We start from the raw sequence: 14,417 nt of genomic DNA on the forward strand, positions 1-14,417 counted from the left end.
TCCTGTGCCCGAACCCGGCCAATCAGAGACGGAGACACGGTGACCACCATCGACACCACGGCCATCACGGTCGAGCTGCCCGAGGCGTTCGACCCGCGCTGGAGCCGCCTGCCCGGCATCCAGGTCGACGGCCGGCGCATCACGATCGACCCGGCGCAGTACTTCTTCCGCTTCGAGTCGAACACCTGGCTCGTCGCCGACTGGGAGCTGGTCAAGTCCCAGCTCCTGGAGGTGGACGAGACGACCGAGAGCACGGTCGAGCAGCTCGCGCTCGACTTCATCAAGCAGCACAGCGAGTCCACCTCCGACGCCGCCCGCGTCGTGGCCACCGCGTACGAGGTGTACGCCTACATCTTCCGCGACGAGCACCTGGCCGGCCTCGGCCTGCCGCAGATCACCGCCGAGCACCTGCGGATGCTGCGCGAGGCAGCCACGTTCATGGCGCTCAACAAGGTCGAGTTCGACGGGCACATCTCCAACGTCGGCCCGTGCTGGTTCTTCCCCGCCGCCACCTCCGTCGTCTTCGACCTCGACGACGAGATGGGCGGGATGCTCGACGAGGTCTACCACGGCGGCTGGTTCAACGAGCACCGCCGGATCGAGTCCATCAAGGCCCACGCGGCGCTCGGCGGCCGGCTCGTGCACGGCTGCCAGTCCGTGCCGGACCAGTCCGGCGGCGTGGTCGCGCCCTACGGTGCCTCGATGGCGAACTTCCGCGACGACCTCGCCGCGTTCAAGGCGGGCTGGATCGAGCAGGTCTACGCCCACCGCGTGAACCCCGCCGCGTAACCCCACCCGATCAAGCTCCGGGGCGGGCCGGCACCCCTCGCCCGCCCCGGACGCCACCGTCTCCCCGGAGCCTTCCCGTGACCACGAACCCCAGCGCCGAACTCCTCGACAACCTGCTCACCGCGACCGGCCAGACCACCGCCGCACGGAAGGAGGTACGCGTGTGGTCCATGTCCGGCGTCGAACGCGTGGCCTTCCCCGACGGCTCCACGGCCATCTTCAAGTACGCCAAGAAGCCCTTCGACAGCGAGGACCAGGCCCTCCGCCTGGCCCACACCCTCGGCGTACCCGTCCCCCAGGTCCACGCCTCCGCCGTCCTGGAGGGCTGGCTCGGCATGCTCATGGAGGACCTCGGACCGTCCGTCCGCGAGGCCGACGACCTCGACGGCGTCGCCGCGGCCGTGATCCTGCACGGCACCCGCACGGCTCCGCCCTTGCCCGTCCTCGACCAGGACCGGCTGCGGACGCTCCCGGCAAGGGCGCTGGAGCACCTCGAACGGCTGCCCAAGGCCAACCGGTGGCAGGATGCCGACGATGTCGAGGATGCGCTCGACCGTATCGCTCAGGCCGCCGAGGCTCGCTCGGCCGGAGCGACGCTGGAGCCGTTCGGCTGGGTGCACTCCGAGTTCCACCCCACCAGCCTCCACATCGGCGAGCGTGGCTGGCGGCTGCTCGATTTCGCCCGCGCCTTCACCGGCCCCGGCCTGCTCGACCTCGCCAGCTGGCACGGCACCACCGAGTCCCCGCACCCCGTCCGTCTGCGCGTCTTCCTGGAGCAGTACGTCACCGCCGGCGGCACCCCCGACGCACTCGCCCCGCGCGGCGGGCTCACCGCCGAGAACTGGGCCCTGGGCTGGCACCGCATGTGGGCCGTCGAGTGGTTCATGGAGCAGGCCGTCCGCTGGATCAACGAACCGGCCACCGACCCCGCCTACAGCAAGGCCGTCCGCCGCCACCTCACCGACGTCCTCCACCTCCTGGAGATCTGACGTGCTCGCCCAGGCATCCCCCTGGCACGCCCACGCCCTCCAGCGCACCGCCGCCGGACTCGCCGAACCTCTGGCCGTACCCGCCCGGATGGAATGGACGACGAGACCCGGCCAAGGTCCCGGCGCCGACGCCCTCGGCCCCGACCTGCGCGGCAAGCGACTCCTGGAACTCGGCTGCGGCCCCGGCCACAACGCCGCCCATCTCGCCACCCGCCATGGCACCCGTGTCACCGGCGTCGACCTGGTCGGCCTCCAGGTCCGCCGCGCCCGCTCCCACTACGGACGGCTGAACAGCCTCACCTTCGTCGCCGGCCACGCCCTGCACTACCTGCACGCCTCCGACGAGCAGTTCGACGCGATCTACTCCGTCTTCGGCGCCGTCGGCCTCGTCGCCCCCGACCTCCTGTTGCCGGCCGTGGCCCAGCGCCTCACGCCCGGCCGGGTACTCGTCTTCTCTGTCCCTCACCCGCAGCGCGGCGGCCGAAGCCCCTCGGGCGACGACCGACCTCGTCGCGACCACGTCACTCTTCCCGATCGCACCCGCCTACCCATCGCCCGCTGGGAGTTCTCCACGGACCGGTGGGAGAAGCACCTCAGCCAGGCGGGTTTCTGGCTCACCTCAGCCCAGGAGTTCCACGACCCCCGCATGGGCCACTGGCCCACCACCCTGCTGATCCGCGCCCGCAAGCTCTGACAGCCACCCGCCCGGCTTCCCCCCGGAGGAACCGATGCGCCCGCCCTACCTGCTTCTCGACATCGACGGCGTCCTCATACCCTTCCCCGACGAGCACGGCTCGACCCCGGCCACGCACGCCCGCCACGACGTCGTCCCCGCCGGCCGCAGCACCAACAACCCGGTCACCGTCTGGCTCAACCCCGACCACGGCCGCCTGCTCATGGACGTCATCCGTACCGGCTTGGTCACTCCGGCCTGGTGCACCAGCTGGCGGCAGGACGCCACCACCCTCATCGGGCCCCTTCTGGACCTCCCGGCCCTGCCGTACGTCGATCTCCCGCGTCCGCAGATCACCACCAGCCACCCCAACGGCTACCTGTGGAAGCGCGACCACGTCGACGCCTGGCTCGGCGACGCCCCCGCCGTCTGGATCGACGACGACTTCACCGGCCTCGACCATGAATGGGCGGCGGAGCGCACTGCGAAGGGAACGTCGACCCTCCTCATTCAGCCCGACCCACACCACGGGCTGCAGCCCGAGCACCTGACCGGGCTCATGACGTGGGTCTCGCAGTTACCCACAGCCGGGTACGGGCGGTAGGCGATCTGTATCGGCTGCTCCTCAATCAGGAGCAGGTGTTTCCGGCGACCACTCCAGCAGCCTTAATCCTGGCCTATCAGTGGGGTCGGCGAGGATCCGGTCGGCGTGGTCGGGGAGGGCCGCACGAACGTCCTGCTCGAAGCGGCGGGCGGTTGCGGCTCGCGGTGCTCGGCGGGCCAGGTCCGCCAGGACGGGTCGGGCGGCCTGCTGGTAGCCCGCGTGAAGGTGGCGGAAGGCTTCTTCAGCCGCAGCGGCCTGTTGTTCGTGGCCGCGCTGTTCGTGCCACTTGGCGGCGGCGCGGGCCAGGTGCATGGTGGCGAAGAGCAGGGCGATGGCGAGTCCGCCCGGCTCGTTGGAGGCGTAGGCGAGTTCCTTGGCGGCCTTGCGCAGGGCGGTGGCGGCTTGGTGGTCGGCGCGGGTGGCGGAGCGGCGGGCGCGGTTGAAGGCCATCGCCGCCGCTCGTAGTTCCGCTCGGTGTGGGCCGGTCGTGGCGCTGGCGATGTTGTAGAGAGCGTCGCCGAAGGCGGCCAGGTGGCCCTGGGCGGCGGCATCGTCACCGGAGTCGAGGACGGCGCGTGCCGCATGTATGGCGGTGGTGGTGTGGCGCCATGGGTCGGCTGGGTCCGCCACATACCGCGGGTGGTCGGCCACCTTCTGGTCGGGGAGGCGGTCGCGTAGGCGGTTGATGGAGAGGTCGGGGGCGAGTTTCGAGCCGCCGTACCAGACGGGCTCGCCGGCCACGTTGGTGTCGCCGGGTGCGGCAAGGCTGTAGCCGATGACGTCGCCGGTCTCGGGGCCGAGGCGTGTTTTGACCTTGATGCCGAGGGACTGCAGCACGGTGAAGTAGTCGGCTTCGTTGCCTACGGCGGCGGCGACCGCGTACGCCTGCTCTCGCAGCCACTGCCGTGCCGTGACCGTCTGGCCTTGACGCTCGGCCTTGGCGCGTTCGGCGCCGGTGGGAGTGCTCGACGCCCAGCGATGGATCGACGAGGTCACGGCCAGCCTGGTCACCGGCCAGTACGTCGACCCGCGATCGGCGAAGAAGCCCTTCAAGGAGTACGCGGAGGAATGGCGGGCCATCCAGCCACACCGGCCTTCCACGGCCAAGGCGGTGGCCCAGCACTTGCGCTGCTATGTCTACCCGGCTTGGGAGAAGCGGGCACTCGGCGCCATCAAGCCCGGCGACGTACAGAGCTGGGTCACCAGCCTCACCACCACGCACGGGCTGGCCGCCAGCACCTCACGGACGGTCTTCAACACGGTCAACGCCGTCTTCCGGGCGGCCGTCCGTGACCGGATGATCCCTCACGACCCGTGCGCCGAGGCGAAGCTGCCCTCCGTACCACGGAAGAAGATCGTGCCCCTGGCCGTCGAGCAGGTGCGGACGCTGTCCGAGGAGATACCCGCCCGATACAAGGGCGTCGTGCTGCTCGGCGCGGCCACCGGGCTCCGCCCCGGCGAGCTGTTCGGCCTCCAGCTCCGGCACGTGGACCTGCTGACCGTCTCGGTCGAGCAGCAGATCCAGCAGACCGCCAGGCACGGCGTGTTCGTCTGTCCGCCCACGACCGCTCGCTCGCACCGCACGGTCCCGCTCCCCCGCATGGCGGTGGATGCGATGAAGGCCCACCTGCGGGACTTTCCCGCCGATGGGCCCGAGGGCTGGATCTTCACGGCACCGCAGGGCGGACCCGTGGTCCACACGCACTTCATGGATGGGTCCTGGCGGCCCGCCTGCGCGAAGGCCGTCTACCGAAGGGCACCGGACCCCACGCCCTCCGGCACCACTACGCCAGCCTGTTGATCAAGCACGGCGAGTCCGTGAAGAACGGTCTCCGAGCGCCTCGGCCACACCAACGCGGCCATGACGCTGAACATCTACACCCACCTGTGGCCCGCTCCGAGGAGCGGACCCGGGCCGCCGTCGACAAGGCGTACGCGGACCAGTCCGCCGAGGCTCAGCCACAGGTCGACGAAGCGGCGTAACCGCGCCCCCGCGTGCCGGACCCATCCAGCACGCTGCGGACTCTGTGCGGACCGCAAAGGCCGCCCAACCCGCTCCGCCGCAGGTCAGACGGCCTTTCGCCAGACGTATTAGACGTTGAAGCGGAACTCCACGACGTCGCCGTCCTGCATCACGTAGTCCTTGCCCTCCATGCGGGCCTTGCCCTTGGCGCGGGCCTCGGCCACCGAGCCGGTTTCGACCAGGTCGGAGAAGGAGATGACCTCGGCCTTGATGAAGCCCTTCTGGAAGTCGGTGTGGATGACACCGGCGGCCTCGGGGGCGGTGGCGCCCTTCTTGATGGTCCAGGCGCGGGACTCCTTGGGGCCGGCCGTGAGGTAGGTCTGCAGGCCGAGGGTGCGGAAGCCGACGTGGGCGAGGGTGGCGAGGCCGGGCTCTTCCTGGCCGACGGACTGGAGGAGCTCCAGGGCCTCGTCCTCGTCCAGTTCGGCGAGGTCCGCCTCCAGCTTGGCGTTGAGGAAGATCGCCTCGGCGGGGGCGACCAGTTCGCGCTGCTCGTTCTTGAAGTCCTCGTCGGTCAGCTCGTCCTCGTCGACGTTGAAGACGTAGAGGAAGGGCTTGGTGGTGAGCAGGTGCAGGTCGTGGAGGAGCTCCGCGCGCTCGGTGCCCTGGACGATGCCCTGCGAGAACAGCGTGTCGCCCTTCTCCAGGATCTCCTTGGCCTCCTCGACCGCCTTGACCTTGGGCACGATGTCCTTCTTGATCCGCGACTCCTTCTGGAGGCGGGGCAGGACCTTCTCGATGGTCTGCAGGTCGGCGAGGATCAGCTCGGTGTTGATCGTCTCGATGTCGTCCTTCGGCGAGACCTTGCCGTCGACGTGGACGACGTTCTCGTCCTTGAAGGCGCGGATGACCTGGCAGATCGCGTCGGACTCACGGATGTTCGCGAGGAACTTGTTGCCCAGGCCCTCGCCCTCGGAGGCGCCGCGCACGATGCCGGCGATGTCGACGAAGTCGACGGTGGCCGGGAGGATGCGCTGGGAGCCGAAGATCTCCGCCAGCTTGGTCAGGCGGGGGTCGGGGACGCCGACCACGCCGACGTTCGGCTCGATCGTGGCGAACGGGTAGTTGGCCGCCAGCACGTCGTTCTTGGTCAGGGCGTTGAACAGGGTCGACTTGCCGACATTCGGCAGACCGACGATTCCGATCGTGAGCGACACGTTTGCGACTTCCCGTACGTGAGGATGAGGGCGAGGACCGGTCCTACGGGGCCGTACGGACCGATCCACCAGTCTACGGCGTGCCCGCACCCGCCCGGCCGAGGCGTCGGACGCCCGCCCGGGGCGCGGTCCCGGCGTGTCCGACGGATGGTTCGGCACATAAAACGACCTAAGTTGGTCCAGTGGAGCAACACAGGACGCGACCCGCGCAGCACGGACCGCGACGTGACCCGGCGCCCGGGCCGCCGGGGCCGTCCAAGCCGCCGAGGCCGTCCCGGCCGGTGAAACCGCCGGTGAAGCCGCCGGTGCCGCCGCAGGCGAAGCGAGCGGCGGGCGGCGGGGTCGTACGGTCCGCGCGGCCGGACCGGCCCGTTCCCCCGCCCGCGGCCCGCCGGCCGCGGCTCACCGGGCTGGGCGGCGGGCTGTTCTGCGGGGCCGTGATGCTCGTCCTCGGGCTGCTGACCGAGGTCCTGTTCGGGGCGTCGCAGACGGTGTACGGGGTGCTGTTCCTGCCGGTGTGCGTGCTGACCGCGCTGTGGGTGCGCGAGTCGGAGCTGTTCATCGCGCCCATCGTCGTGCCGATCTCCTTCGCCGTGGGGATGGTCCCCCTCGCCGACGAGGGCGAGGGCGGCACCATCGACTGGCTGATGGGCATGGTGACCGGCCTGGCCACCCAGGCCGGGTGGCTCTACGGCGGGACGCTGATCGCGGGTGTGATCGTGCTGATGCGGCGGGTGCGCCGGGTGCGCGCGATCAACCGCCGCCTCGCGCGCGGGCGCCCCCGCCCCTAGCGCGGGCGGCTACGCGCCGCCCGTCGCCGCCCGCATCGCCGCCCCCACGATGCCCGCGTTGTTCTGCAGCTGGGCGGGGACGATCTCCGCCTTGATGCCCTTGATGTGGTGCAGGAACTTGTGGGCCTTGCGGCTGACCCCGCCGCCGATGATGAACAGCTCCGGCGAGAACAGCATCTCCACGTGCGCCAGATACTTCTGCACCCGGTGCGCCCACTCCTCCCACGACAGGTCGTGGTCGTCCCTGGCCTTGCTGGAGGCCCGCTTCTCCGCGTCGTGGCCGTGCAGCTCCAGATGGCCCAGCTCGGTGTTGGGGACGAGGACGCCGTCCGCGAAGAGGGCGCTGCCGATGCCGGTGCCGAAGGTCAGCACGATCACCGTGCCCCGGCGGTGCCGGCCGGCGCCGAAGTGCATCTCGGCGACGCCCGCCGCGTCCGCGTCGTTCACCACCGTCACCGGCAGGCCGCCGAGGCGGTCGCCGAGCAGGACGCGCGCGTCGGTGTCGACCCAGCCCTTGTCGACGTTGGCCGCCGTGCGGATGGTGGCGCCGTCGGTGACCACACCGGGGAAGGTGATGCCGACCGGGCCGGTCCAGCCGAAGTGGTCGACGACCTGCTCGACCCCGTCCGCCACCGCATCGGGCGTGGCGGGGTGCGGGGTGAGGACCTTGCAGCGCTCCTGCGCCAGGTCCCCCTTGTCCAGGTCCACCGGGGCACCCTTGATCCCGGATCCGCCGATGTCCACGCCGAAGATCTGCATGTCCCTACGTTACGTCGAACGACGGACCGTCACGAAAGCAGCCGCCCGGCCGACTTGCGTGCCGTCACCGTCACTGCGCCGCGTCCGCGCCGGTCCCCGTGCCGCCGCGCTCGGCCACCAGGGTGGCGGCCTCCTCGCGCAGGTCGCGGCGGAGTTCCTTGGGCAGGGAGAAGACGATGGACTCGTCGGCCGCCTTGACGATCTCGACGTCCTCGAAGCCGCGCCGGGACAGCCACTCCAGCACCTGCTCGACCAGGACCTCCGGCACCGAGGCCCCCGAGGTCACGCCGACCGTGGTGACGCCCTCCAGCCAGGCCTCGTCGATCTCGTCGGCGAAGTCCACCAGATGCGCGGCGCGGGCGCCGGCCAGCTTGGCGACCTCCACCAGGCGCTTGGAGTTGGAGGAGTTGCGCGAGCCGACCACGATCACCAGGTCGGCCTCGGCACCCATCTGCTTGACCGCGAGCTGGCGGTTCTGCGTGGCGTAGCAGATGTCGTCGCTGGGCGGGGAGATCAGCTGGGGGAACTTCTCCTTGAGGGCGTCGACGGTCTCCATGGTCTCGTCGACGGAGAGGGTGGTCTGGGAGAGCCAGACGACCTTCGACGGGTCGCGGACCTCGACCTTGTCCACGTCACCGGGGCCGTCGACGAGCTGGATGTGGTCCGGGGCCTCACCGGAGGTGCCGATGACCTCCTCGTGGCCCTCGTGGCCGATCAGCAGGATGTCGTAGTCGTCGTTGGCGAACCGGACGGCTTCCTTGTGGACCTTGGTGACCAGCGGGCAGGTGGCGTCGATGGTGGCGAGCCGGCCGCGCTGGGCCTCCTCGTGGACGACAGGGGCGACGCCGTGCGCGGAGAACATCACGATGTTGCCCGGCGGGACCTCCTCCGTCCGTTCGACGAAGATCGCGCCCTTCTTCTCCAGCGTCCGCACGACGTACTTGTTGTGCACGATCTCGTGCCGGACGTAGACGGGGGCCCCGTACTGTTCCAGGGCCTTCTCGACGGCGATCACGGCGCGGTCCACACCCGCGCAGTAGCCACGGGGGGCGGCGAGCAGGACACGGCGGCCAGGCGAAGCGGTCATGCCCACCATCGTAAGGGCCCGGTTCAAGGGGTCCGGTCACGGTGCGTTGTCGGTGGGGCGCACTACTCTCGCGGCATGGCTGTCAACACGTCTGCGGAGGCTCCCATCCCGGTCGGGGAGGTGTCGCGGCTCATCGGCGGGTGGATCGACCGGCTCGGCGCGGTGTGGGTGGAGGGTCAGATCACCCAGCTGTCGCGGCGGCCCGGCGCCGGGGTGGTGTTCCTGACGCTGCGCGACCCCTCGTACGACATCTCGGTGGGGGTGACCTGCTACCGGCAGGTGTTCGACGCCGTCGCGGACGTCGTGAGCGAGGGCGCGCGGGTGGTGGTGCACTGCAAACCGGAGTGGTACGCGCCGCGCGGGCAGCTGTCGCTGCGGGCGGCGGAGATCCGGCCGGTGGGGGTCGGGGAGCTGCTGGCGCGGCTGGAGCAGCTGAAGAAGTCGCTGGCGCGGGAGGGGCTGTTCGCGCCGGAGCGGAAGAAGCCGCTGCCGTTCCTGCCGCAGCTGATCGGACTGGTGTGCGGGCGGGCGTCGGCGGCCGAGCGGGACGTGCTGGAGAACGCCCGGCACCGCTGGCCGGCCGTGCGCTTCGAGGTGCGCAACGTGGCGGTGCAGGGGGTGCACGCGGTGCCGCAGGTGGTCCAGGCCGTGAAGGAGCTGGACGCGGTCGACGAGGTGGACGTGATCGTCGTGGCGCGCGGCGGCGGGAGCGTGGAGGATCTGCTGCCGTTCTCCGACGAGCAGCTGGTGCGGGCGGTGGCGGCGTGCCGGACGCCGGTGGTCTCGGCGATCGGCCACGAGCCGGACAGCCCGCTCCTGGACCAGGTGGCCGACCTGCGCGCCTCCACGCCCACCGACGCCGCGAAGAAGGTGGTGCCGGACGTGGGTGAGGAGTACGAGCGGGTACGGATGCTGCGCGACCGTGCGCGGCGCTGTGTGGGGGCGCTGGTGGACCGGGAGGAGCGCGGGCTGGCCCATGCGCTGGCCCGGCCCTCGATACAGGATCCGCACCGGATGATCGACGCCCGCGCCGAGGAGGTCACGGCGCTGCTGGAGCGGGGGCGGCGCTCGCTGCGCCATCAGCTGGACCGGGCGGACTCCGAGCTGACGCACACGCACGCGCGCGTGGTGGCGCTGTCCCCGGCCGCGACGCTGAAACGGGGCTACGCCGTGCTCCAGCGGGCGGACGGGCACGCGGTGCGCGCTCCGGGCGAGGTGCGGGGCGGTGAGGAGCTGCGGGCGCGGGTGTCCGAGGGCGAATTCACGGTACGGGTCGACACGTAGGGTGGGCGGAATGACCAGCAGGACGGAAACCGGGCAGCCGGCGGGGACGGCCGAGGCGCTCGGGTACGAGCAGGCGCGGGACGAGTTGATCGAGGTCGTACGGCGCCTGGAGGCGGGCGGGACGACGCTGGAGGAGTCCCTCGCGCTGTGGGAGCGCGGCGAGGAACTGGCCAAGGTGTGCCGCCGCTGGCTGGACGGAGCACGGGCCCGCCTGGACGCGGCGCTGGCGGAGGAGGCGGAAGCGGAGACCGACTCCGAGGAGTCCTGATCCGCGGGCCGGTGCAGCGGGCCACCGCGGCCGGGGCGCGATGACACGCGCGGCGTCTCCGGCTCGCGGCCGGTCCGGGCCAACGTCTCGGTGACCGCGGCCCGACCCGGCCGAGGCCCGCCGACCAGCCCACCCCGTGGGTGGACCTGCCCCCGGACCGCCCGGTCCCCACGCGACCCCCGCCCCCACGGCAACCGCACACCACGCCACCACCACCGGACACCGTGCCCGTGACCATCCCGGACACCGGCCTGCCCACACCGGTCCCACACCCCCCCGCCGGGCCGGGCCGCACCCCCGCCGGCCCACCTGCTGGACGGGTTCTCGTCTCCCCGGGCCGCCCGGTCGCCGCGCGACTGCCAGGCTCCACACGGCACGCACCCCACGCCACCACCACCGGACACCGTGCCCATGACCATCCCCGGACACCGGCCTGCCCACACCGGTCCCACACCCCCCCCGCCGGGCCGGGCCGCACCCCCGCCGGCCCACCTGCTGGACGGGTTCTCGTCTCCCCGGGCCGCCCGGTCGCCGCGCGACTGCCAGGCTCCACACGGCACGCACCCCACGCCACCACCACCGGACACCGTGCCCATGACCATCCCCGGACACCCCAACCGACCACCGGACGCCCTGCCCCACCGTTCCGTCACGCCGGACCCTGCGCCGATACCGGGCCCGCACCCCCGCCGGCCCACACCCACACCGGGCCATCCCCTCGCCGGGTCCGCGCCGATACCGGGCGAGCCCCCGCCGGGCCGCGGGCGCTGTCCGGCGGCCCGGTGGAGGGGGGCCATGGTCACCGGCCCTGGATCAGAAGATCGCCAGGGGGTTCACCGGGACGCCCGTGAGGCCGTGGATGCGGGGTGGGGCGGCTGTGAACAGGAACGCGTAGCGGCCGAGTTCCGCGCTGACCGACGCCAGTTCGTCCAGCTCGGCCGCGTCGACCAGCGGCATGCCCAGCATCGGGAGGGCGACGCCGTGCATCGGCGCGGGTGACGCGGGGTCCAGCGGCGGATGCGCGTCGCCGATGTCACCGACGTAGAGCGCGACGCCACGCTCGTGCATCCACCGCAGCGCGTCCATGCTCATCCCCGGCATGGCCCGGGCGGGATCGGGCGTCATGGGCCACCCACAGCGCACCACCAGGGCGTCACCGGACTCCAGCCGCACCCCCTGACGTTCCTCGGCGGCTTCGAAGTCCGCCGAGGTGACGGCGTGGCCGCTGGGCAGCGGGCCGTCGAACGCCAGGTCGAGGAGGACGCCCCGGGTGACGATCCCGGAGGCGTACGACGTCGTGGAGGCGTGCGTGGCCCCGGCCGGGGTCACGCTCTCGCCCAGGGGCCGGCCCGGGTAGACCTGCCCGTCGCGCGGGATGTGCGCCAGCGCGTCGAGGTGGGTCGAGCGGGGATGGTGGTTGGTGACGACCATCACCTCGGCCGTCGCCATCGCCGGAGAGCCGGTGTACACCATCACCTGCTGGACCGGCGAGGCGTCCTGGGTGGAGGGCGCGAAGGGACCGCTGATGAGCGGCGTCGGCCGGATCGGCAGCGCCAGCGACACCGCCCGTCCCGTACGGGCCTCGGCCGCTCCCCTGGCACGGGCCTCCTCGGTGATGAGGTTGAGCGTGCCGTGCTCGTCGTCGTCACCCCAACGGCCCCGATTGCTCGGTAAGTCCTGAGGGCCGCCGACGGCGGTGTGCGTGCTGTTCTCGTTCATGACGGCGACCGTACTGGACGCGACCGTTCACTACTAGCCGTGGCCGTTCACTCGGTGCGGAGGGCCCCGGCCATCTTGGTCAGCTGCCCGAACGACCCCGTGCCCGTCACGATCGTGGTCGAGCCCTCGGTCCCCTCCAGGACCAGCGCGTCGTAGTGGTCGCCCTCGTAGCGCGTCCACGTCCGGCCGTCGATCTCCTGCGTGGTCCCGGTCTTCGTCGCGCCCTGCGTCGCGTCCTCGATGAACGCCGAGCGCTTGCCCGCGGACTGCTCGACCGCCACGTACTCCCCGTCGGGGGCGTGGTAGCCGAGGTGCCACGCCTCGGACTCCGCGCCCTGGAAGCGGACCGAGGTGGGCTTCCACTCCTGGGGCAGCCCCTCGGGCGCGGCCACGGGGTAGGAGGCGGCCCGGCGGGCCGTGAGCAGGTCGACCCGGTAGTCGACCCGCTTGATGTCGGGTTCGCCGTCCTCGTGCGGGATGAACAGCCAGACGACTCCCGCGGCGAGCACGATGAGAGCCAGGGACAGGATCATGTCCCTGGCCGACTTCTGCATGCTGCTCGTTCCTGCCACGCCCCCTATCGTCGCAGGTGCCCGAAGCGCTCATCCGTGGGGGGCCCTGCTCATTTTGTCTGCCTGGCGATAGAGTCGTGGCCCATACCCTCAACCGGCCGTCGTCGTACAGAAAGGTGCGCTCCGATGACCGAACACCATCACCTGCCGTCCGAGCTCGATGTCCCCTCCGAGGCACCCGACCGGAACCTCGCCCTGGAGCTCGTACGGGTCACCGAGGCAGCGGCGATGGCCGCGGGCCGCTGGGTGGGGCGCGGTGACAAGAACGGTGCCGACGGTGCCGCGGTGCGCGCCATGCGCACCCTCGTCTCCACCGTCTCGATGAACGGCGTCGTCGTCATCGGCGAGGGCGAGAAGGACGAGGCCCCGATGCTCTTCAACGGGGAGCACGTGGGCGACGGGACCGGACCCGAGTGCGACATCGCCGTCGACCCGATCGACGGCACCACGCTGACCGCCAAGGGCATGACGAACGCGATCGCCGTGCTGGCCGCCGCCGAGCGCGGCTCGATGTTCGACCCCTCCGCCGTGTTCTACATGGACAAGCTGGTCACCGGTCCGGAGGCGGCCGACTTCGTCGACATCAACGCCCCGGTCGACGTGAACATCCGCCGCGTCGCCAAGGCCAAGCGGGTCACGCCCGAGGACGTCACCGTGGTGATCCTCGACCGGCCGCGGCACGAGGGCATCATCCGGGAGATCCGGGAGACCGGCGCGCGCATCAAGCTGATCTCCGACGGCGACGTGGCCGGCTCGATCCTCGCGCTGCGCGAGGGCACCGGCATCGACCTGCTGCTCGGCATCGGCGGCACCCCCGAGGGCATCATCTCGGCCTGCGCGGTGAAGTGCCTGGGCGGCACGATCCAGGGCAAGCTGTGGCCGAAGGACGACGACGAGCGGCAGCGGGCGGTCGACGCGGGGCACGACCTGGACCGGGTGCTGACCACGGAAGACCTCGTCACCGGGGACAACGTGTTCTTCGTGGCGACCGGGATCACCGACGGCGAACTGCTGCGGGGGGTGCGCTACCGGCCGGAGACGGCCACGACGGACTCGATCGTGATGCGGTCGAAGTCCGGGACGGTGCGCAGGATCGACTCCGAGCACCGGTTGAGCAAGCTGCGGGCGTACAGCGCGATCGACTTCGACCGGGCCAAGTGAGACCGGCCGCGCGGTAGCGGCCCTGAAAATGCGCCCCCTGTGCGGAGGGGGCGCATTGTCCGCGTGTGCGCGGTGCTAGCCCGCCGCCGCTATGCGGCTCGGGCCCGCCGTCTTCTTCAGTTCCATGTCGCGGCGCCTGCGGCGGGCCAGGACCACGCGGCGCTCGGCCGCGGTGAGGCCGCCCCAGACGCCGTAGGGCTCGGGCTGGAGCAGGGCGTGCTCACGGCACTCGACCATGACCGGGCAGCGGGCGCAGACCCGCTTGGCCGCCTCCTCGCGGGAGAGCCGGGCCGCGGTGGGCTCCTTGGACGGTGCGAAGAACAGTCCCGCCTCGTCGCGCCGGCACACGGCCTCGGTGTGCCAGGGGGCGTCCTGGTCCCTCTCCCGCGCTGCCGCTCGCTGCACCGGGACGGCGGCTACCTGCAGGGACGAATGCGGCGGTTGCAGCACGGTCTACTCCTGACGACGGCTTCGCGAGCGAGAGACGATGCAGCAAGGCTTACCCGATGTGCGCGTGCCTATGCACTGAGTCCCCGACGGG

At 71.6% G+C, this 14,417-nt stretch carries 15 protein-coding genes and 1 pseudogene; 9 read left to right on the forward strand and 7 right to left on the reverse strand.

Annotation, left to right across the window (positions count from 1 at the left end):
• Nucleotides 1-39 precede the first annotated feature (39 nt).
• The 4 genes from AC5L3C_RS12885 to AC5L3C_RS12900 all read left to right on the forward strand — a co-directional run bounded on the left by AC5L3C_RS12885 (nucleotide 40) and on the right by AC5L3C_RS12900 (nucleotide 3,055).
• A complete protein-coding gene (locus AC5L3C_RS12885; RefSeq protein ID WP_493649114.1) occupies nucleotides 40-789 on the forward strand; it encodes a hypothetical protein in 750 nt (249 codons plus the stop codon).
• 77 nt (nucleotides 790-866) lie between these two features.
• Nucleotides 867-1,778, forward strand: a complete 912-nt coding sequence (locus AC5L3C_RS12890; protein ID WP_493649115.1) for an aminoglycoside phosphotransferase family protein — start codon at nucleotides 867-869, stop codon at nucleotides 1,776-1,778.
• Nucleotide 1,779: 1 nt separating this feature from the next.
• Nucleotides 1,780-2,472 (forward strand): class I SAM-dependent methyltransferase, encoded by a 693-nt coding sequence (locus tag AC5L3C_RS12895; protein WP_493649116.1) that lies wholly within the window; start codon nucleotides 1,780-1,782, stop codon nucleotides 2,470-2,472.
• Nucleotides 2,473-2,506: 34 nt separating this feature from the next.
• Entirely contained in the window at nucleotides 2,507-3,055 is a 549-nt protein-coding gene (locus tag AC5L3C_RS12900) for an HAD domain-containing protein (protein WP_493649117.1), read from the forward strand.
• Nucleotides 3,056-3,133: 78 nt separating this feature from the next.
• On the opposite strand, the pseudogene AC5L3C_RS12905 reads toward AC5L3C_RS12900, so the two are convergent.
• A pseudogene (locus tag AC5L3C_RS12905) lies at nucleotides 3,134-4,027 on the reverse strand (relaxase/mobilization nuclease domain-containing protein); the annotation flags it as partial.
• Between AC5L3C_RS12905 and AC5L3C_RS12910 the strand changes: the two are divergent.
• Entirely contained in the window at nucleotides 4,017-4,856 is an 840-nt protein-coding gene (locus AC5L3C_RS12910) for a tyrosine-type recombinase/integrase (RefSeq protein WP_493649118.1), read from the forward strand. The pseudogene AC5L3C_RS12905 and the gene AC5L3C_RS12910 sit on opposite strands and share 11 nt — an antisense overlap.
• Nucleotides 4,857-5,146: 290 nt before the next feature.
• Here AC5L3C_RS12910 and ychF read toward each other — a convergent pair whose 3' ends face one another.
• Nucleotides 5,147-6,235: a redox-regulated ATPase YchF gene (gene ychF, locus AC5L3C_RS12915; RefSeq protein ID WP_125504433.1), complete on the reverse strand. Its 1,089-nt coding sequence runs from the start codon at nucleotides 6,233-6,235 to the stop codon at nucleotides 5,147-5,149.
• Between the two features lie 182 nt (nucleotides 6,236-6,417).
• Between ychF and AC5L3C_RS12920 the strand changes: the two genes are divergently transcribed.
• Nucleotides 6,418-7,026: a DUF6542 domain-containing protein gene (locus AC5L3C_RS12920; protein WP_493649119.1), complete on the forward strand. Its 609-nt coding sequence runs from the start codon at nucleotides 6,418-6,420 to the stop codon at nucleotides 7,024-7,026.
• Nucleotides 7,027-7,035: 9 nt separating this feature from the next.
• On the opposite strand, the gene ppgK is transcribed toward AC5L3C_RS12920, so the two are convergent.
• Both ppgK and AC5L3C_RS12930 read right to left on the reverse strand, forming a co-directional pair.
• Nucleotides 7,036-7,785, reverse strand: coding sequence for a polyphosphate--glucose phosphotransferase (gene ppgK / locus AC5L3C_RS12925; protein WP_125504435.1), 750 nt, complete (start codon nucleotides 7,783-7,785; stop codon nucleotides 7,036-7,038).
• A gap of 70 nt (nucleotides 7,786-7,855) precedes the next feature.
• Nucleotides 7,856-8,881 (reverse strand): 4-hydroxy-3-methylbut-2-enyl diphosphate reductase, encoded by a 1,026-nt coding sequence (locus AC5L3C_RS12930; protein ID WP_493653850.1) that lies wholly within the window; start codon nucleotides 8,879-8,881, stop codon nucleotides 7,856-7,858.
• A gap of 66 nt (nucleotides 8,882-8,947) precedes the next feature.
• Between AC5L3C_RS12930 and xseA the strand changes: the two genes are divergently transcribed.
• Together xseA and AC5L3C_RS12940 are read left to right on the forward strand one after the other, a co-directional pair.
• On the forward strand, nucleotides 8,948-10,156 hold the full coding sequence (xseA, locus tag AC5L3C_RS12935) for an exodeoxyribonuclease VII large subunit (RefSeq protein WP_493649120.1): 1,209 nt from the start codon (nucleotides 8,948-8,950) through the stop codon (nucleotides 10,154-10,156).
• A 10-nt stretch (nucleotides 10,157-10,166) separates the two neighbouring features.
• Nucleotides 10,167-10,424, forward strand: coding sequence for an exodeoxyribonuclease VII small subunit (locus tag AC5L3C_RS12940; protein WP_493649121.1), 258 nt, complete (start codon nucleotides 10,167-10,169; stop codon nucleotides 10,422-10,424).
• Between the two features lie 813 nt (nucleotides 10,425-11,237).
• Here the strand turns inward: AC5L3C_RS12940 and AC5L3C_RS12945 are convergent.
• Both AC5L3C_RS12945 and AC5L3C_RS12950 read right to left on the reverse strand, forming a co-directional pair.
• Entirely contained in the window at nucleotides 11,238-12,143 is a 906-nt protein-coding gene (locus AC5L3C_RS12945; protein WP_493649122.1) for a cyclase family protein, read from the reverse strand.
• 47 nt (nucleotides 12,144-12,190) lie between these two features.
• Entirely contained in the window at nucleotides 12,191-12,697 is a 507-nt protein-coding gene (locus tag AC5L3C_RS12950) for a DUF4245 domain-containing protein (RefSeq protein ID WP_493653852.1), read from the reverse strand.
• 144 nt (nucleotides 12,698-12,841) lie between these two features.
• On the opposite strand from AC5L3C_RS12950, the gene glpX reads away from it, so the two are divergent.
• The gene (gene glpX / locus AC5L3C_RS12955; protein WP_125504440.1) at nucleotides 12,842-13,876 is read left to right on the forward strand and encodes a class II fructose-bisphosphatase; all 1,035 of its coding nucleotides are present in this window, start codon (nucleotides 12,842-12,844) and stop codon (nucleotides 13,874-13,876) included.
• A 75-nt stretch (nucleotides 13,877-13,951) separates the two neighbouring features.
• On the opposite strand, the gene AC5L3C_RS12960 is transcribed toward glpX, so the two are convergent.
• Entirely contained in the window at nucleotides 13,952-14,326 is a 375-nt protein-coding gene (locus tag AC5L3C_RS12960) for a WhiB family transcriptional regulator (protein ID WP_493649123.1), read from the reverse strand.
• Nucleotides 14,327-14,417 lie beyond the last annotated feature (91 nt).

This window comes from Streptomyces speibonae (assembly GCF_984686075.1).